The organism is Ruegeria sp. D4 (assembly GCF_056534475.1).
In genome coordinates, this window is sequence record NZ_JBQFPJ010000005.1 from 16,759 (window position 1) to 35,678 (window position 18,920).

Annotated in this window: 16 protein-coding genes; 9 read left to right on the top strand and 7 right to left on the bottom strand. The window is 58.2% G+C overall.

Translation table 11 applies throughout. The features are described 5' to 3' along the window. The first annotated feature begins 1 nt into the window (after window position 1). The 6 genes from ACR0MI_RS09385 (at window position 2) to ACR0MI_RS09410 (ending at window position 8,407) form a co-directional block, all read left to right on the top strand. Window positions 2-2,188 (top strand): xanthine dehydrogenase family protein molybdopterin-binding subunit, encoded by a 2,187-nt coding sequence (locus ACR0MI_RS09385; protein WP_170816716.1) that lies wholly within the window; start codon window positions 2-4, stop codon window positions 2,186-2,188. Window positions 2,189-2,326: 138 nt separating this feature from the next. Then, window positions 2,327-3,646, top strand: coding sequence for a glutamine synthetase family protein (locus tag ACR0MI_RS09390; RefSeq protein WP_170614648.1), 1,320 nt, complete (start codon window positions 2,327-2,329; stop codon window positions 3,644-3,646). Window positions 3,647-3,705: 59 nt separating this feature from the next. After that, window positions 3,706-4,386: a type 1 glutamine amidotransferase gene (locus tag ACR0MI_RS09395; RefSeq protein ID WP_170614647.1), complete on the top strand. Its 681-nt coding sequence runs from the start codon at window positions 3,706-3,708 to the stop codon at window positions 4,384-4,386. Continuing rightward, complete coding sequence (locus ACR0MI_RS09400) at window positions 4,386-5,744, top strand: glutamine synthetase family protein (protein ID WP_170614646.1); 1,359 nt, start codon at window positions 4,386-4,388, stop codon at window positions 5,742-5,744. Before ACR0MI_RS09395 ends, ACR0MI_RS09400 begins: the two co-directional genes overlap by 1 nt. A 12-nt stretch (window positions 5,745-5,756) precedes the next feature. After that, a complete protein-coding gene (locus ACR0MI_RS09405) occupies window positions 5,757-7,061 on the top strand; it encodes an NAD(P)/FAD-dependent oxidoreductase (protein ID WP_170614645.1) in 1,305 nt (434 codons plus the stop codon). A gap of 131 nt (window positions 7,062-7,192) precedes the next feature. After that, a complete protein-coding gene (locus ACR0MI_RS09410; RefSeq protein WP_170816715.1) occupies window positions 7,193-8,407 on the top strand; it encodes an aminotransferase class I/II-fold pyridoxal phosphate-dependent enzyme in 1,215 nt (404 codons plus the stop codon). Window positions 8,408-8,459: 52 nt separating this feature from the next. Here the strand turns inward: ACR0MI_RS09410 and phaR are convergent, their stop codons facing one another. The 3 genes from phaR to ACR0MI_RS09425 form a co-directional block, all read right to left on the bottom strand. Further along, window positions 8,460-9,014 (bottom strand): polyhydroxyalkanoate synthesis repressor PhaR, encoded by a 555-nt coding sequence (gene phaR / locus ACR0MI_RS09415; protein ID WP_170614643.1) that lies wholly within the window; start codon window positions 9,012-9,014, stop codon window positions 8,460-8,462. A gap of 134 nt (window positions 9,015-9,148) precedes the next feature. Beyond that, on the bottom strand, window positions 9,149-9,595 hold the full coding sequence (locus tag ACR0MI_RS09420) for a phasin family protein (RefSeq protein ID WP_170614642.1): 447 nt from the start codon (window positions 9,593-9,595) through the stop codon (window positions 9,149-9,151). Between the two features lie 130 nt (window positions 9,596-9,725). Continuing rightward, the gene (locus ACR0MI_RS09425) at window positions 9,726-11,528 is read right to left on the bottom strand and encodes a class I poly(R)-hydroxyalkanoic acid synthase (protein WP_170614641.1); all 1,803 of its coding nucleotides are present in this window, start codon (window positions 11,526-11,528) and stop codon (window positions 9,726-9,728) included. Between the two features lie 111 nt (window positions 11,529-11,639). On the opposite strand from ACR0MI_RS09425, the gene phaZ reads away from it, so the two are divergent. After that, entirely contained in the window at window positions 11,640-12,911 is a 1,272-nt protein-coding gene (gene phaZ / locus ACR0MI_RS09430) for a polyhydroxyalkanoate depolymerase (RefSeq protein WP_170614640.1), read from the top strand. A 38-nt stretch (window positions 12,912-12,949) separates the two neighbouring features. Here the strand turns inward: phaZ and ACR0MI_RS09435 are convergent, their stop codons facing one another. From ACR0MI_RS09435 to ACR0MI_RS09450, 4 genes are all read right to left on the bottom strand, one after another. Beyond that, window positions 12,950-13,666, bottom strand: coding sequence for an alpha/beta fold hydrolase (locus ACR0MI_RS09435; RefSeq protein WP_170614639.1), 717 nt, complete (start codon window positions 13,664-13,666; stop codon window positions 12,950-12,952). An 83-nt stretch (window positions 13,667-13,749) separates the two neighbouring features. Continuing rightward, window positions 13,750-14,364, bottom strand: coding sequence for a hypothetical protein (locus ACR0MI_RS09440; protein WP_170614676.1), 615 nt, complete (start codon window positions 14,362-14,364; stop codon window positions 13,750-13,752). A gap of 73 nt (window positions 14,365-14,437) precedes the next feature. Continuing rightward, window positions 14,438-15,430 (bottom strand): alpha/beta fold hydrolase, encoded by a 993-nt coding sequence (locus tag ACR0MI_RS09445; protein WP_170619678.1) that lies wholly within the window; start codon window positions 15,428-15,430, stop codon window positions 14,438-14,440. Next, window positions 15,430-16,179, bottom strand: a complete 750-nt coding sequence (locus tag ACR0MI_RS09450; RefSeq protein ID WP_170816714.1) for an alpha/beta fold hydrolase — start codon at window positions 16,177-16,179, stop codon at window positions 15,430-15,432. The genes ACR0MI_RS09445 and ACR0MI_RS09450 overlap by 1 nt, the downstream gene beginning before the upstream one ends. Window positions 16,180-16,397: 218 nt before the next feature. Between ACR0MI_RS09450 and thrS the strand changes: the two genes are divergently transcribed. Then, window positions 16,398-18,356, top strand: a complete 1,959-nt coding sequence (gene thrS / locus ACR0MI_RS09455) for a threonine--tRNA ligase (protein WP_170614636.1) — start codon at window positions 16,398-16,400, stop codon at window positions 18,354-18,356. 221 nt (window positions 18,357-18,577) lie between these two features. Continuing rightward, the gene (locus ACR0MI_RS09460; RefSeq protein WP_170614635.1) at window positions 18,578-18,880 is read left to right on the top strand and encodes a BufA1 family periplasmic bufferin-type metallophore; all 303 of its coding nucleotides are present in this window, start codon (window positions 18,578-18,580) and stop codon (window positions 18,878-18,880) included. The last annotated feature ends 40 nt before the right edge of the window (window positions 18,881-18,920 follow it).

The window sequence follows — 18,920 nt, forward strand, 5'->3', positions numbered from 1 at the left end:
CATGACCATCAACACTTCTCGCCGTGGATTTCTGAAAGGCGCTGCTGCCGCTGGTGCCGTCCTGCTGGTTGGCGCCCGCCCCGATGGCGTTCTGGCTACGGCCTCATCCGAGACTGCGCAGTTCAACCCGTTCGTGAAAATTGACGCCGATGGCACCGTGACCGCCATCGTCAAGCACTTTGAAAAGGGTCAGGGCCCTGCAACCGGTCTGCCAACGCTGATCGCCGAGGAAATCGGCCTGACCATGGACCAGATCGCATACGAATTCGCCCCATCCAATCCGCAGGTCTACAACAACCTTCTGTTTGGCCCCTTCCAGGGAACCGGCGGGTCGACCGCAATGGCGAACTCGTGGCTGCAATACCGTCAGGCTGGGGCTGCTGCGCGTGAAATGCTGATCACTGCGGCAGCCCAAAGCTGGGGTTTGGATGCGTCGAGTATCACTATCGAGGAAGGCATCGTCAAGGCGGGCGACAACTCCGCACCGATTGCGGAATTCGTTGCGGCGGCCTCTCAGTTAGAGGCTCCGGCCGAGCCGCGCCTGAAAGACCCGTCAGAGTTCCGTCTGATCGGCAATGAAGCGGTGCGCCGCAAGGACTCGGCCATCAAGGGCAATGGTCAGGCTATGTATGCCATGGACGTTCACCTGCCCAACCAGATGGTTGCCATGATCAAGCGCCCGGAGTCGAAGGGCGGCGTCGCGCTTGGTTTTGACGACAGCGCGTCGAAAGAGGTTAAGGGCTACATCAACGCCGCCGTCCTGCCCAACGAGGCGGGCGTAGCGGTTTATGCCGAAAACACCTGGGCCGCGATTCAGGCACGCGACGCGCTTGAGGTCGAATGGGACATGTCGGGTGCCGAAACCCGCGACTCGGATCAGATCAGGACCGAGATCATGGCCGCCCTGGACGCTGAACCCACGTACAACGTGAACAAGGCAGACGTTGCGGCTGTGGCGGCGGCCATCGAAGGCGCGGAAAAGGTAGTCGAAAAGACCTTCTACTTCCCGCTGCTGGCGCATGCGCCGATGGAGCCGCTGAACTGCACCATCGAACAGACGGCCGAAGGCGACATCGTCCTGCATGACGGGGCGCAGATGCCAACCGGCCCGCATATGGCCTATCAGCAGATCTTCCAACTGCCGCCTGAGAAGATCCACATCAAGACGATGCTGGCCGGTGGCTCGTTCGGCCGTCGCGCAACGCCTGATGCGGATTATCAGGTCGAGGCCGCGCTGGCTTTTGTGATCACCGACCGTTCGCGCCCTGTGAAACTGGTCTGGACACGAGAGGATGACATTCGCAGCGGTTATTACCGCCCTGCATTTGGCCACAAGGTGCGTGTGGGTCTGGATGGAGAAGGCAACATCGTTGGCTGGCAGCATCAGGTGGCCGGACAATCGGTGATCAAAGGCACGCCGTTCGAAGCCGTTCTGGTAAAAGACGGGATCGACCACAGTTCGATCGAGGGGATTGCTGACAGCCCGTACACAATCCCCGGCATGGCTCTGGGTCTGACCGACACGCCCAAAGCTACAACCGTTCTATGGTGGCGCTCGGTCGGTCACACCCACACCGGCTACGTGATGGAGGCCATGATTGACCTTGTAGCCGAAACAGCGGGCCGTGATCCGGTGGAGTTCCGTCTGGCACATCTGGCAGATACCAGCGACGCCGATCAACAGCGCAAAGCAGGCGTCCTGAAACTTGCCGTTGAAAAAGCTGGCTGGGGCAACGCACCGGCAGGTCGCGCGCAAGGGATTGCCGTGCACAAATCCTTCGGATCCTACGCGGCTCAGGTCGTCGAGGTTTCGGGCGATCCAGAGAACGGCATCAAGATCGAAAAGGTCACTTGCGCCGTGGATTGCGGGATTGCGGTGAACCCCGATGTGGTGCGCGCCCAGATGGAGGGTGGTATCGGCTACGGTATCGGTCATGTCATGCGGGATCAGATCACGCTGACCGGAGGTGTCGTGGACCAGTACAACTTCCCGGACTACGAGCCTTTGCGCATCGGCGACATCGCGGAGATCGAAGTTCATATCGTACCTTCCGCCGAGGCACCGACCGGTGTCGGTGAGCCTGGCACCCCCCCCTCGGCCCCGGCCCTTGCCAACGCGATCCGCGCGCTTTCGGGCATCAAGGTGACCTCGTTGCCGATGGCGGAAAACGGCGTCAACTTCGTCTGACGTCCTGTGGTCCCGCGCCAGCGTTGGTTGGCGCGGGACTCAAAGCCTTCTCCGCCTACAGGAAAAATTTGATCAAATTCCGTGACAAGACGCGCGGTCTCGACTACATCTCGGGAAACGAGAGTATTGGAGACCAAAATGGACCTGAGCGCCCTGCCCGGTTTTCGTGTTGCTGCCTGTGACCTTAACGGTCAGATGCGCGGCAAGCGCGTGCCGTCCTCTTACGCAGAAAAGCTGAACAAAGGCGCGGTCCGCATGCCGTTTTCGGCGCTGAATGTCGATCTTTGGGGCGCGGATATCGAAGGCAGTCCGCTAGTATTTGAATCCGGCGATGCCGATGGGATGCTTCTGCCGACCGATCGCGGACCGATTCCCATGCCCTGGCTTGATGCCGAAACCGCGCTGGTCCCGATGTCATTATATAATGACAAGTCCGAGCCATACGCAGGGGATCCCAGACATGCGCTTGCCGCAGTTCTGGCCGACTATGCAAAGCGCGGCTGGTCCGTGATCGCGGCAACTGAACTGGAGTTCACGCTGCTTGATGCATCGGGATCACAACCCGGAGCGCCTGCCAATCCGGTCACAGGGCGCCGATTGTGCGACGAGGCTGTCCTGTCCCTTGCGGAACTGGACGCCTTTGATGCGTTCTTTACCGAGCTCTATGACGGTTGCGTGGCCATGGACATCCCTGCCCAAACCGCCATTTCCGAAAGCGGAATCGGCCAGTTCGAGATCAACCTGAACCATCAGGAGGCCATGCGCTGCGCCGATGACACGTGGCTGTTCAAGGCCTTGACCCGTGGACTGGCCCGCAAACACGGCTTTACGGCGACATTCATGGCAAAACCCTATCCGCAGGACGCGGGCAACGGAATGCATGTCCATTTTTCCGTGGTCGATTCATCGGGCCGCAATGTGTTTGACAATGGTGGCCCCGATGGCAGCCATGAGTTGCACGCGGCTGTTGCAGGCTGTCTTGCCGCGATGCCGGGCAGTACGCTGGTTTTTGCCCCTCACGGAAACTCTTACACGCGCCTCGTGCCCGGGGCGCATGCTCCAACCGGGGCAAGCTGGGCTTATGAGAACCGAACCGCTGCCATCCGCATTCCCGGCGGCGCACCGGCGGCCCGTCGAATTGAACATCGCGTGGCTGGTGGCGACATCAACCCCTACCTGATGCTGACAGCTGTGTTGGGGGCAGCATTGGCCGGTATCGATGACGGGTTGCAGCCGCCCCCGCCGATTACCGGAAATGCCTATGAAATTGCCGGGCTACCGCAATTGGCAGGCGACTGGTCCTCGGCCATATCCGCGTTCGAGGCCGACCCGATGATCCGGCGGATCTTTCACGCTGAACTGATCCGTAATCTGGTCATGACAAAACGGCAGGAGATCGCGCGGTTTTCCGAGCGCGCACCAGAGACGCACTGGCTCAGTTACCTCGAGGCCGTATGACCCCCTTGCCCGCGACCAAGGACTCGCGTAGAATAAAATTTGATCAAATTTGGTGAATCATGAAAATCGGAATCCTAGTTACCGGCCACGCACCTGAACAGCTGGCTGACGACTTCGGCGAATATGATGCGATGTTTCGCGCCCTGCTGGATGGTCATGACTTCGAATTCGTGACCTTCCAGGTGGTCGACAATCAGTTCCCGAAAGACGTCTCTCAGGCTGACGGTTGGATCATCACGGGATCGCGTCACGGCGCTTACGAAGATCATCCGTGGATACCCCCGCTTGAGGACCTGATCAGGGAAATCCAGAATTCCGGAAAGCCGCTGATCGGCGTGTGCTTTGGCCACCAGATCATCGCCCAGGCGCTGGGTGGAACGGTAGAAAAGTTCCAGGGCGGCTGGGCTGTCGGACGCACGGATTATGAACTGGACGGCGAGACGGTTTCTCTGAACGCCTGGCATCAGGATCAGGTAACCCGGTTGCCCGAAGGCGCACGCGTGGTTGGTCAGAACGGGTTCTGCCGCAACGCAATGATCGCTTACGGAGACACGATCTGGACGGTGCAGGCGCATCCCGAATACTCCGATGACTTTATCGAGGGCCTGATGAGGACGCGTGGAAAAGGCGTGGTCCCGGACCCCATTTTGCAGGATGCGGCCAACCGCACGCGCGGACCGATCGATAATCCCGCAATTGGCCGTCAGATGGCAGAATTCCTGAAGAAAGAGAGGGCCTGATGGCCGACTGGAAAAAACAGCTGCCAGAGGCAGCGCGCGAGTATATTGAAGGCCAACGTCTGGATGAGGTCGAGTGCATTATCTCGGATCTGCCGGGGATTGCCCGCGGCAAGGCCGTGCCTGCATCAAAATTTGCCAAGCAATCCTATTTTCATCTGCCCGACAGTATCTTCTATCAGACGATCACGGGTGACTGGGGCGAGGCAGCGGGCGAAGATGGCTTCATCGAACGCGACATGATCCTCAAGCCGGATTTCTCGACCGCTTCGGCGGCGCCCTGGACGGGTGACTGGACGCTACAGGTTATCCATGACGCCTATGACCGGGACGACAATCCGATCCCGTTCAGCCCGCGCAATGTGCTGAAACGCGTCGTGCAGCTTTATCATGACCGGGGCTGGAAGCCGGTCGTCGCACCCGAAATGGAGTTCTTTCTGGTCGCCCCCAACGTCGATCCGGCGCAGGAAATCAAGCCGATGATGGGCCGTTCGGGCCGTCCGGCTGCAGCGCGGCAGGCATATTCGATGACTGCGGTGGACGAGTTCGGCCCGGTGATCGACGACATCTATGACTTTGCCGAACATCAGGGGTTCGAAATCGACGGCATCACGCAAGAAGGCGGCGCGGGCCAGCTAGAGATCAACCTGCGCCACGGCAGCCCGGTGAAACTGGCCGATGAGGTTTTCTACTTCAAACGCCTGATCCGCGAAGCTGCACTGCGCCACAACTGCTTTGCGACCTTCATGGCCAAACCCATCGAGGACGAACCGGGCTCGGCGATGCATATACACCACTCGATCATTGATATCGAAACCGGTCAGAACATCTTTTCCGGGCCGCAGGGGGGCGAGACGGACGCGTTCTATCATTACATCGCCGGATTGCAGAACCACCTGCCCGCCGGTCTGGCCGTCATGGCGCCTTATGTGAATTCCTATCGCCGTTATGTGAAGGACCACGCCGCCCCGATCAATCTGGAATGGGCGCGCGACAATCGGACGACGGGCATCCGTGTTCCGCTGTCCAGCCCCGAAGCGCGTCGCGTTGAGAACCGCATCGCGGGTATGGATTGCAACCCCTACCTGGGCATCGCCCTGTCTTTGGCCTGTGGGTATCTGGGACTGACACAGCAGGAACGGCCCCGGCGCCAGTTCTACGGCGACGCCTATGAAGGCGACGGTGACATCCCGCAGGTCATGGGCAGCGCCCTGGATCTGTTTGACGAGGCCACAGCCCTGCACGAGGTTTTGGGACCGGAATTCGCCCGCGTCTACAGCATCGTCAAACGGGCGGAATACGAAGAATTTCTGCAGGTGATTTCCCCGTGGGAGCGCGAGCATCTTCTGCTGAACGTCTAAGGTACTTGCGCGATGAACCTGCTCTATTCCAATGACCGCAAGGCGGAATACCCGCCTAGCTGGTATGCCGCGACCGCACATGCGGCTGATCCTAGCCCTGCCCTGACCGGCGATTGCACCGCGGATGTCTGTGTTGTCGGTGGCGGATACACCGGCCTGTCCGCAGCGCTGCATCTGGCTGAAGCCGGATTTGACGTCGTTCTGCTGGAAGCGCATCGCGTTGGCTTTGGTGCCTCGGGGCGCAACGGCGGCCAGTTGGGCAGCGCGCAGCGAATGGATCAGGAAGATCTGGAGCGCCTGGTTGGCGATGATGACGCCGCCAAGCTTTGGGATCTTGCCGAAGACGCCAAGGATCTGGTCAAGTCCCTGATCTCCAAACACCGGATTCAATGCGACCTGAAGCCCGGCATCGCCAATCTGGGGCTAAGCAAATCAGATCGGGCCGGACTGCATTCTCATGCGGAACACCTGTCCAAGCGGTATGGTTATGACGAGATACAGTTGCTGGACCGCGAGGCGGGCCATACGCTCTGCCCTTCTCCGACTTATCAGGGCGGGTATCTGGATATGGGCGCCGCGCATCTGCACCCCCTGAACTACGCCTTGGGACTTGCGCAGGCGGCCCGAAAAGCGGGTGTTCGCATCCACGAGGGGACCGAAGTCCTTAATATCTCGGATGGTAATGGCGTAAGTCTTCGGACGGCAGAGGGAACAGTCAAGGCTGACCACGTCATACTGGCCTGTAATGGCTATCTCGGTGATCTGAATCGCAAGGTTGCCGAACGTGTCATGCCCATCAACAATTTCATAGCGGCCACCGAACCGCTGGGAGACAACGCCGCGCGCGTCCTGACGCAGGATGTGGCCGTTGCCGACACAAAATTCGTGGTGAACTATTTCCGCCTCAGCGCGGATGGCCGCCTTTTGTTTGGCGGCGGCGAAAGCTATGGCTATCGCTTTCCCACTGATATTGCAGCAAAAGTCCGCAAACCGATGGTCGAGATCTTCCCGCATCTGAAAGATGTCAGGATCGATTACGCCTGGGGTGGAACACTGGCCATAACGATGCGTCGGATGCCTTATCTGGCGCGCCTTGCCCCGAATATCCTGTCTGCCTCAGGCTACTCAGGTCACGGGGTAGGCACGGCCACCCATGCTGGTCAGCTGATGGCTCTAGCCATTCAGGGACAGGCCGAAGGATTCGATACGATGGCGCGCGTTCCCGCCCAACCGTTTCCCGGCGGCCCTGCCCTGCGTAGCCCGCTACTGGTTCTTGCCATGACGTGGTTCGCCTTGCGCGACCGTCTGGGCCTTTAGTCTGATCTGGGGGTCAGGACCGACTAAACTTGCGACAATTTGGTGAAATTTCGCCGACGGGCGATTACGCTCTTGGCTTGCCGGCGTTGTGAATTTATATTTACAAAAGTTAGAATTCAGGAAAACCAAATATGTCGCTGCCACCCAATGTTCACGAAGCCGAACCCATCCCCGCAGCCGCGCGCGAAGCGATTGATGCGCTGATGCAATCCGGTGACCTGTTTCGCTACACAGCACCCCAGGATTCGCCCGTCGCACTGCTAGAAGCGGAATTTGCCGCGCTTTTGGGATCCAAATACGCTTTGGCGGTTTCATCCTGCTCGGCCGCACTGTTCCTGTCCCTGAAGGCGCTGGGTTTGCCACGGGACGCGCGGGTGCTGATACCCGGCTTCACCTTTGCCGCAGTGCCATCTTCCATCGTTCATGCCGACTGCGTCCCTGTCCTGTGCGAGGTTGGAGAAAACTACCGCATAGACCTAAAGGATTTTGAGGCCAAGCTGGACGGAGTTCAGGCGGTCATCATCAGCCACATGCGCGGCCATACCTCGGATATGGATGCCATTATGGAGCTGTGCGATGCCCGCGACATCCCTGTAATCGAGGATGCGGCCCACTCGCTTGGCACCACCTGGCACGGCCGCAACATCGGAACGATCGGCAAGATGGGCTGTTTCTCGTTCCAGTCCTACAAGATGATCAACGCGGGCGAAGGCGGTATTCTGATCACCGATGATGCCGATCTGGTGGCGCAGGCCGTTATCATGTCGGGTGCCTATGAGCATAACTGGAAAAAGCATAAAACCCCGCATGGCGACAACTCGCCCGAGTTGGAACTAGCCTTTGCACGTTGGCAGAACCGGTTGCCGCTATACAACCTGCGCATGAGCAACCTCAGCGCCGCCGTTATCCGCCCGCAAATTCCGGAACTGGCCCGTCGTGTCCGGGACGGTCTGGCAAATCACGACTACGTGGCGGATCGTCTGAACGCGTCACCCAACATTTCCGTGCCCGCCCCGCTTGATCCTGAAAAGCGCGCACCGGATTCAATTCAGTTCAACCTTGTCGGCATGAACGAGGAAGAGATCCGCGCCTTTGCAACCGCAGCAGAGTCTCGCGGTGTGAAAGTGCAGGTTTTTGGCCTGAGCGAGGACAACGCGCGCGCGTTCTGGAACTGGCAGTTCTTGCCGGAAACGTTCGACCTGCCGGAAACCCGGGCAATGCTGATGAAAGCTTGCGATGTTCGACTGCCCGTGCGCCTGACCCGTGAAGAACTGGATGTGATCGCGGATATCCTGCTGGCTTCGGTCGGTGACGTGACAGCGCCGGCGATGGCCTTTGGAACCTGAAAAACCAAAAGGCCCGCCTCTGGCGGGCCTTGTTAGCTTCGGGTCTTCACCCTCAGTTCAGTTTGGATAGTTTTTTCTGCAGCTCAGCCAGCTGTTTTTTGATCTCATCCAGGTCTTCTTTAGGCTCTTCCTTCGCCTCGTCGTCCTGGGTCGGCGCCGACCACCCGCCCGACAATCCGCTGGTCATCGCCTTCAGGAAAGCCTGCTGCTGCGCCTGCATCGCCTCAAACCCTGGCATGTTGCTCATGGGGTTCATGGCGTTCATGTTTTCCATCATCTTGCTTTGGCTTTCGCGCAGCATTTCGAACGAGCTTTGCAGAAATTGCGGCATCATGCCCCCACCGGGCACCATGTAGCTGCGCACAAGATCGTTCAGCACGTTTACCGGCAGAACGTTTTCACCCCGGCTTTCATGTTCAGCGATGATTTGCAGCAGGTATTGCCGCGTCAGGTCGTCCCCGGATTTCAGGTCGATTATCTGAACTTCGCGGCCATCCCGGATAAATCCGGCGATATCTTCAAGTGTTACGTAGTCGCTGGTCTCGGTGTTATACAGCCGGCGACTGGCATAGCGCTTGATCAATAACGGTTTTTCTTGGTCCGACACCCTTTACCCTCCCCAAGGATGATGCGTTGCAGCACAGGTTATGCGAGTGCAGCACAAAAAGAAAGGGCAGGTCAATCGACCTGCCCAGCGCGATGGCACCAAATGGGAGGAGAGGGTGCGCCTCGCGGACGTTCTTACTTGGCAGCGGTTGCCTTTTTGGCGGCAGCAGTCACGTCGTTGGTGGCTTTCTTGACAGCCGAGCTTGCTTCTTCAGCAGCTTCTTTGCCGGCAGCCATCAGCAGTTCGACGGTTTCGCTCTGCAGTTTCTTGGCGATTTCAGCGAAAGCAGCCATGTTTTCAGCAGCAACTTCAGCCGAAGCGCTGGCGAAATCGGTTGCGGCTTTTGCGTAGTCGGCAGGCTCTGCCTTTGCTTTCGACATTTCGGTCAGTTTGGCCAGAGTGTCTTTGGTCCATTTGCTGGAGATTTCTGCCGATTTTTCAGCAGCTTCCAGAGCAACGCCCGACAGCTTTTCGTTCAGCGAAGCGGTCGATTTGAACGCGTCTTCCAGTGCGGTTGTGTCAACCGGGAATGCACCCATCATGTCTTTCATGACGGCGGTAAAATCCTGAGTCTTTGCCATTGTCTTAATCCTCTTTGCTGGACCGGGCCCACCCCGGCGTTCGTCAGCTTGAGGACAATATGCTTTCTGCATCGCAGCATTTCAAGTTCTTTTTGCTGCGATGCAGAAAAAATTTAGTTTCAGAATGAAATCAGCGATTTGCCTTGACCAGAACATAGGTCCCTGGGGCCGGACACAGGCTCGGATGTTTCGAATCGCCCGTTTCGCGGGCCGGTATCTGTTTGCCAGACCGCTTTTTTAGCCAGGCTTCCCACATCGGCCACCAGGATCCTTCGTGAAAATCCGCTTCTTTCAACCAGGTGTCCGCGTCCGTCTTCAGGTCCGGGTTCGTATAGTGCCCGTATTTCTTCTTGCTGGGCGGGTTCACAATTCCGGCAATATGACCGGATTCCGAAACAACAAAGGCTTTCGAGCGCGATCCCATCTGCTGAACACCGCGATAACAATCCTTCCAGGCTGCTATGTGGTCCGTCTCGCACGTGATGGCCATCAACGGGACATCTACGTCGCTGATATGCAGATTTTCGCCCAGCAGTTTGAACCCATCAGTAACAAATTCATTGTTCTGACAAAGCCCGCGCAGGTATTGGATTGCCATTCGGCCCGGAAGGTTTGCGCCATCTCCGTTCCAATACAGCAAATCGAATGCCGGCGGTGTTTCACCCATCATGTAGCTGCGGATTGCAGGTGTATAGATCAGATCCCGCGACCGCAGGAAGGACATTGTGCGTCCGATAATCCAGGCCTTTAGGATGCCATCCTTTGACACCTGATCCTCGATCCCGTCCACAAAATCGTTCTGCAGGAAAGGCGTGAACTCGCCCTGCTCTCCGAAATCGGTCAGCGTTGTAAAAAACGTGGCCGATTTGACCGATTTATCACCACGTTTCTTCAACAACGAAAGCGTCAGGCTAAGCGTGGTGCCGGCAATGCAATAGCCCACGGCGTTGACCTGTTTGACCTTGCAGATATTCTTGGCCTCTTCGATCGCGGCCAGAAACCCTTCTTCGATATAGTCCTCAAGTCCGATATCGGCATGTGAACTGTCTGCGTTGACCCAACTGACGACAAACAGGGTATAGCCCTGCTCTGTCACCCACTTGATCAGGCTGTTCTGCGCTTTCAGGTCCAGGATATAAAACTTGTTGATCCAGGGCGGGAACAGGACAATGGGCGTTTCATGGACTGTTTCGGTCGATGGCTTGTACTGGATAAGCTCCATCATGCGGTTGCGAAACACCACATCGCCGGGCGTGGTGGCGATGTTTCCACCGATCTCAAACGCGCTCTCGTCCGCCAGCCGAACCACAAGTTCGCCGTCGTTGGCCTCAAGATCCGCAACCAGGTTCTCCAACCCCTGGATCAGCGACTGTCCGTCGGTTTCGATGGCTTTCTCGAGTGCGTCCGGGTTGGTGGCCAGAAAGTTGGTCGGGGCCATCATGTCGATGATCTGACGAGAGAAGTAGGCCAGTCTGCGCTTGTCCTTGTCTTCAAGGTCTTCAACCGAGGCTACGGCTTGCGAGATCGCTTCGGCATTGGTCTGATACTGTTGACGGATAAAGCGGAAATAGGGGTTGTTTTCCCACATCGGGTTAGAAAACCGCCGGTCTTCGGGCAGTTTGTCTTCGGTATCAGGCTCACCTTTAGACAATACCTGCTGTGCTTCGGCAAAGTTCAGAACCGACTTGCCCCAGAACTCAATCTGATGCTCAAGAAGCTTGGCCGGATTTTGCATCGCTTCGGCCCAATAGGCCGTTGCTGCTTTTGCAAAAAGCTCTTGATTCGGACCATCCAGAGCGGGGGTGTGCGACTTTTTTCCAGCCATCACTTCAACAAGCCGTTTCGAGAGGTCTTCGACTTTGGACAAATTTTCCTTAAGACGTTCAATATGTTCGTCCGACAGGTCCGGCGTATTGTCTTCGGTAGTTGTCATTATAAGGATTCCCCCCTAACGTCGCTGCTATGCAGAATAACGTCGTGAACGCGTAGCGCAAAGCGGCGAATGGTCCGAAATCTCAGGATAATACTCAGGAGGCCCGAATACATGCGCTATATGATGACGTATGACCTGATGGAAACCATGCGCAATACCAACCAATGGTTGGGTGCAACCGCCAGCGCCATGGCCTCTTATCCGCTTTTCGCAATGGCCCCGAGCCCTGCGTTCAGCATGATGGCAGCCTGGGGAGAGGTTACCGAACGGACGTTTCAGCGCATGGTCGTCAAGCCGGACTGGGGTATTCGGACCTTCACCTGCGAAGATGGCAAGGATCACCTTGTCGACATCACAACCGTCGTCGAACGCCCTTTTGGCGATCTGATCCATTTTCGGGTCAACGGTCGCGAAGAACAGCCACGCAAGGTTTTGCTGGTGGCACCGATGTCCGGGCACTACGCCACTCTGTTGCGCTCGACCGTCAAGAGCCTGCTTGTAAATTGCGAAGTCTACATAACCGATTGGCATAACGCGCGTGATATCCCGGTGTCCGAAGGCAAATTCGATGTCGAGGATTACACGCTTTACCTTGTCGATTTCATGAAGGAACTGGGTCCGGACACGCATGTCGTTGCCGTGTGTCAGCCCGCGCCGCTGACACTGGCCGCAACAGCCTATCTGGCGGAATATGATCCGAAGGCGCAGCCCAGCACCTTGACGCTGATCGGCGGTCCGGTCGATCCGGATGCCACCCCGACCGAAGTTACCGATTTCGGGCGAAGGGTGACAATGGGCCAGCTGGAAGAGACAATGATCCAGCGCGTCGGTTTCAAATACAAGGGCGTCGGCCGCATGGTCTATCCCGGCCTGTTGCAACTGGCGTCGTTCATGTCGATGAACGCGGAGCGTCACTCCAAGGCGTTTTCGGATCAGATTCAGCGCGTTATGCGCAACGAAGCCTCAGACCACGACGCCCATAACCGGTTCTATGATGAATACCTCGCAGTCATGGACATGACGGCCGAATTCTACCTGTCCACTGTGGAACGTGTTTTCAAAAACCGCGAAATTGCCCGAAATGAGTTCATTGTGGCCGGCCACAAGGTGGATATCGGGAAAATCACCGATGTCGCGGTCAAATCCGTTGAAGGGGCCAATGACGACATCTCGGCCCCCGGCCAGTGCATTGCGGCACTGGACCTGTGCACCGGTTTGCCGGACGGCAAGAAGGCCAGCCATGTCGAACCCGGGGCCGGTCACTACGGCATCTTTGCCGGGCGCAGCTGGCGCGACAATATCCGGCCCCTGGTGATCGACTTCATGAACGCCAACAGCCGCAAACCGCAACGCACGGCCGCAAACAAGAACAAAGTGGCCTGATCCTTAATTTCAGGCGGGCCGCCTTTTTCCAAACAGCGTTATACGTGACTGAGCCGCGCCGGACGGGAAAGCCAGCGCTTCAGTGCATCCGTCACGGCTTGTGGCGATTCCAGCATTGGTACATGCCCGGCGTCGTCAATCACCTGCAACTCGGCATTCGGAATGAGCTCGGTCATAAAGGCATGTTTTCGCACCGGTGTCAGCGTATCATGCACCCCACACAGGATCAGCGTCGGGACATTGATCCGCCGCAATGCACCCTGCTGATCCGGGCGGCGCTGAAGGGCGCGCAACTGGCGCACGAACAGGTCAGGACCCAATTCTACCGCCATCGTCAGAAGTTCATTCAGAATCGGGATGCGGTCGGGGCCCGGGGCCAGCGCGTCCGAACCGATAACATCGCGCATGATGTCTTCAAGTCGCCCGGCCTGCGCACCCACTATCAGATCCTCGCGCGCTGCGGCCAATTGCGGGGTGTCTGCCTGCGCATCGGTCGACATCAAACACAGGCGCGAGACTCGCTCGGGCGCGCGGCGTATAACCTCAAGCGCAACGACGCCGCCCATGCTGAACCCTGCCAGCGCAAAACACCGAGGCAACACATCCAGAAGCGAAGAGGCTATCTCCTCAATCCGCTCACCGGTCGAGACCGGGGCCACGGTCACCGCACGCTCTTGCGACAGGACAGTCATTTGCGACTGAAACAGCCGAGCGTCGCACATCAATCCAGGCAAGAATACCAGCGGCTCGATCACGCGGGGCCTCCACCCTTCCGCCAATCCCGGCGTCCCCGTTTCTTTCAGGATGGAAGTTTTGCAAGTGGCCGACAAGCCGTTTTTCAGGGGTATCGGATGGCCCGGAACCCGGGGAAATCACTGTAACGCCGGCGTCGTGTTTCGGCATCATCTTCTGGCTCTGCACCGGGCCGCAACAGACATCCGCGCGGCGCGATGTAACTGTCGATCCGCCTTTGCGGCTTTGGTCGCCAAACCAGGTTAAAGGCGCACAGTTTCGGGAAAAACCAGATCTCCGAATAATCCAGATGATCATGCATCCACCAGGCTAGATCGCGCCAGTCCCGCCCTGCGTCATATTGATCCGCAAACCATGGAATGACGATGGACGCCCCGGCTATTCTGGCATCCCCGGTTCCACGATCCCAGATGTGGCACTCCAACGGATGGTCGTTCCGCGCGCAATTCAGCCGGTTTTCGTTCCCGAATCTGTTCAGAGACGGCGACCGGTATCCCGACCGAACGGCCACCCGGCCAAATGTTTCTTCCAACGGGTCCAACAGGGACTGGCAAAATGCCCGGCCAGTCTCGATGGCCAGGTTCGGGTTTTCTGGCAGGTTCTGTTTTTCGTGGAAATTACCGATTTCGGAATACAGGAAGTCACGCATGAAAAAATGCCGGGACAGGCGCACTCGGCCTAGGGTCTCAAGGCTCCACATGCTGCCCGGCTTGCGCATTCTCAACCTCCGCCCAAGGCATCGCGCCTGTACCGACTTGGTGCTTCTCCCGGCATCATTCCACACCCAGCTCCTTTAGCCAGCCCAGTATGCCTGCGACGGTTACATCGGTCTGCCCGGGTGACATCAGACGTCCGGCAATCACGTGCGAAGACGGATCGTCCCCCGGCCCCATCGTCACAAGATGTACTGTCGCGGGCGCGCCCCAGGCTTCTGCAACCCTATGTGTTCGGTCAGGCCGCACCACCTTATCGTCATCTGAAAACCAAAACAGAGCAGGAGTTTTTGCTTCTGCGAAGTCCAATTCATTAACAGCCTCGACCAGCACGGTCAACGGCACCACCGCCTCCCACGGGTAGACTGTCGACCAGTATTTGTTCTTTTCCGGGTTCGGCCCTGACACATCCCTGTCCTGCCCCATGATCAGCGGCAACCAATGCCGGGCCCAAGGCAGGCCGGGAAGCCAAGCCGCCGTCGTGTTAACGCCAAAATTAGGTGAGACAAAGACCAGACCCACTACATCGCGGCTCAGATCCTCATCCAATGCGGCCGCCGCGGCCAAGGTGCCACCGGTCGAGGTCGAGATCACCACCACCCGGTCGCCCACCGCCCGCGCCGCCGCCAAACCTTCGGCGTAGTCCTGCATCCATCCCGAAGCCGTACCTTCGGCCATGGCGTCGCCGCTCCGCCCGTGACCTTGCAGACGCGTGTAGACCAGATTGGCCCCCAGCGCATCGGCCACCATATCCGGCACCGGGCGAATTTCTTCGGACGATGCCGAAAACCCGTGAACGTAAAGCACGGAAACAGGCGTTCGCTGCTCCTTATATCCGTCCTGCCAGATCACCCTCTTTTCAACACCCGGCACGATGTCGTCAAACGCAGACTCAGTGCTTTCGAAATAGACCTGCACGCCTTCGCCGAATTTCCTCGCATCAAAGTCTGGGTGCAGATTGACCTCTTCGCGGGGACCGAACCAATAGATCACCCCGCCGGCCAAAAGCACCACAATCAGAAAACGTCCCAGAAACCAGCCAAAACGCCGCATCAGCGATCCCCCATCACATCCAGCACCGCGTCTTCAATCAACCCCAGACAACGATCATCCGAGAACCTGTGATCGGCGTCCTTAACCAGCAACAGACGCATGTCCGGACTTTCCGCACGCTCCAGCAGACGCACGGCGGTTTCGGTCGATACGGCAGTGTCTGCCGTTCCCTGCAAAAAACGAACCGGAAAAGGTAAACGCAACGGATCGCGCAAAACCAGATGTTCCCTACCATCCACGATCATCCGCTTGGTGATGACATATGGCTCCTTGTAGTCCGACGGCAGTTCGACGTGCCCAACCGTCTCAAGCGCCGTTTTCTGTTCGGCAGAGAATGAGGCCCAGTACCCGTCCTCGGTGAAATCCGGCGCGGCCGCGATTGTAACCATCCCGGCGATCCGGTCAGGCAAAATGCGCGCCAGCAGCAGGGCCTGCCACCCCCCCATTGAAGATCCAACAACAATTAACGGTCCATCGGTCAATGCGGAAACCGCGGCCACGGTATCCTGATGCCAGTCGCCAATACATCCCTCCTCGAACGAGCCGGAGCTTTCCCCATGCCCGGAATAGTCGAACCGCAGAAAGGACTGCCCCCGCGCGCGCGCCCATGCCTCCAGATGAACGGCCTTGGTGCCCTCCATATCCGACTTGAGCCCGCCCAGAAAAACTACGGTCGGCCCCGCGCCCTCGCTCTTGTGATAGGCCAGTCGGCGACCTTGCGCCGTTTCAAGAAATTCCGTCGCTGCCATGAAATCCTCGCTTCCTTGTCAGCATCATGCACGCCGCTCGCCCAAGCGCAATTCCCTGACCATTTCATCTTTTTGAAAATACTCCGGGGAGCGCGAGGGGCTGGCCCCTCGCCTGCGCGGTGCTTGACACTCTGCCTTGCACCTGCCAAAGCATCCGCACACACATAACCCGCAACCGGGCGTTCAGTGGGCGCCAAACCGACGAGGAGAGCCAGATCATGGCCCTGGATTCCCAATCCGTCTCACTCACCTTTCCCGATGGCAATGCACGTTCTTATGACGCAGGCGTAACGCCCGCGCAGGTGGCTGCCGATATCTCAACCTCACTGGCAAAAAAGGCCATCTCGGCCACTGTGAACGGCCAGCACTGGGACCTGCAATGGCCCATCGAAGCGGATGCCGACATCGCCATCCACACCATGAAGGACGAGATTCAGGCCAATGAACTGATCCGTCACGATCTGGCGCATATCATGGCCCGCGCCGTGCAGGAAATCTGGCCCGACACCAAGGTCACCATCGGCCCTGTCATTGAAAACGGCTGGTACTATGACTTTGACAGGACCGAGCCGTTCACGCCCGAAGACCTTGGCCTGATCGAGAAAAAGATGAAGGAAATCATAAACAAGCGCGACCCCGTGACCACCGAGGTCTGGGATCGTCAGCGTGCGATCGATTTCTACACCGCCAATGACGAGCCCTATAAGGTCGAACTGATCGACGCCATTCCGGGCGACGAACCGCTGCGCATGTACTGGCACGGCGACTGGCAGGACCTGTGCCGTGGCCCGCATCTGCAACACACCGGGCAGGTGCCGGGTGACGCGTTCAAGCTGATGTCCATCGCGGGCGCCTATTGGCGCGGCGACAGCAGCCGCGCGATGTTGCAGCGCATTTATGGCGTGGCCTTCACCGGCAAGGAAAAGCTCAAGGCCCACCTGCATATGCTGGAAGAAGCCGCCAAGCGGGACCACCGCAAGCTGGGCAAGGAGATGGACCTGTTCCATCTGCAACCCGAAGCACCGGGCCAGATCTTCTGGCATCCGAATGGCTGGACCATCTATACCCAGTTGCAGGACTACATGCGCCGTCAGCAAAAACGCGGCGGCTATGTCGAGGTGAACACGCCGCAGGTTGTGGACCGCAAGCTTTGGGAAGCCTCCGGCCACTGGGACAAATATCAGGAAAACATGTTCATCGTCGAAGTGGACGAGGAGCACGCGCGCGACAAGGCGATCAACGCGCTCAAGCCGATGAACTGCCCCTGCCACGTGGAGATCTTCAAACAGGGCCTCAAATCCTATCGCGACCTGCCGCTGCGCATGGCCGAATTCGGGTCGTGCAACCGGTACGAACCGTCGGGCGCGCTGCATGGCATCATGCGGGTACGCGGCTTCACCCAGGATGACGCGCATATCTTCTGCACCGAAGAGATGATCGCGGACGAGACCAAGCGGTTCCTCGACTTCCTGTCGAATGTCTACAGGGATCTCGGGTTCGAGAATTTCAAGGTCAAGTTCTCGGATCGTCCCGAGGTGCGTGCGGGCACGGATGAACAATGGGACAAGGCCGACGAGTTGCTGAAAGCCGCCTGCGATGCCGCAGGTTGTGCCTATGACCTGAACCCGGGCGAAGGCGCGTTCTATGGACCGAAGCTGGAGTTCGTTCTGACAGACGCCATCGGACGCGACTGGCAGTGCGGCACCCTGCAGGTGGACTTCATCATCCCCGAACGTCTGGGCGCGACCTATATTGCGGCGGATGGTGAACGGCACACGCCGGTCATGCTGCACCGTGCCTGCCTCGGATCGTTCGAACGTTTCATCGGCATCCTGATTGAGGAACATGCGGGCAAGCTGCCGTTCTGGCTGGCGCCACGTCAGGTCGTCGTGGCCTCGATTACTTCCGATGCGGACGATTATGTCCTGGAAGTTGTCGAAACGCTGAAAGCCGCCGGGGTCCGCGCCGAAGCCGACATCCGCAATGAAAAGATCAACTACAAGGTCCGCGAGCATTCGGTCGGCAAGGTGCCGGTCATTCTGGCCGTCGGACACCGGGAAGTTGATGAGCGTACTGTCAGCGTCCGGCGCCTGGGTGAAAAACAAACGCAGGTACAGTCACTTGATGCTGTAACAAAAGAGCTGGCTCAGGCCGCAACCGCGCCCGACCTGCTGTAACATTCGGCGGCAATTCGCCTTGAATCCGGCCCCACATCCGGGGCCGGATTGAAACAAAATCTAATTTTCATTTCAAAAACAATTTGTTAACCTGCAAGAGGGCATGACGCTCTTTGACGGGGTTGTGAGACACGGGCTCGTGAATTCAACTATGAGCTTCAAGCCACTACCTTTGTCATTGTCGAACACAGACATACGCAGTCACTAAAAGGATTAACGAGATGTCGAACACCGCAAAAACCCTTGTCATCGCAAGCGCAGTCGCAGCCGCTGTTTCTGGTGCCGCAACCACCGCAACAGCGCAAGCGAAAGAGAAATGCTATGGCGTTTCGCTGGCCGGTCAGAATGACTGCGCCGCAGGACCCGGCACCACCTGCGCGGGCACCTCGACCGTAGATTATCAGGGCAACGCATGGACCTTGGTTGACGCAGGCACCTGCGCCGATATCGAGCTGCCCAAAGCCGCTGATGGCGCGGCCCGCAAAGGTTCGCTGGAACCGCTCGAGCGTGATCTGCCGGCATAAGGCCAGCCACACGAGATTACCGGGGCGGGCAATGTCGCCC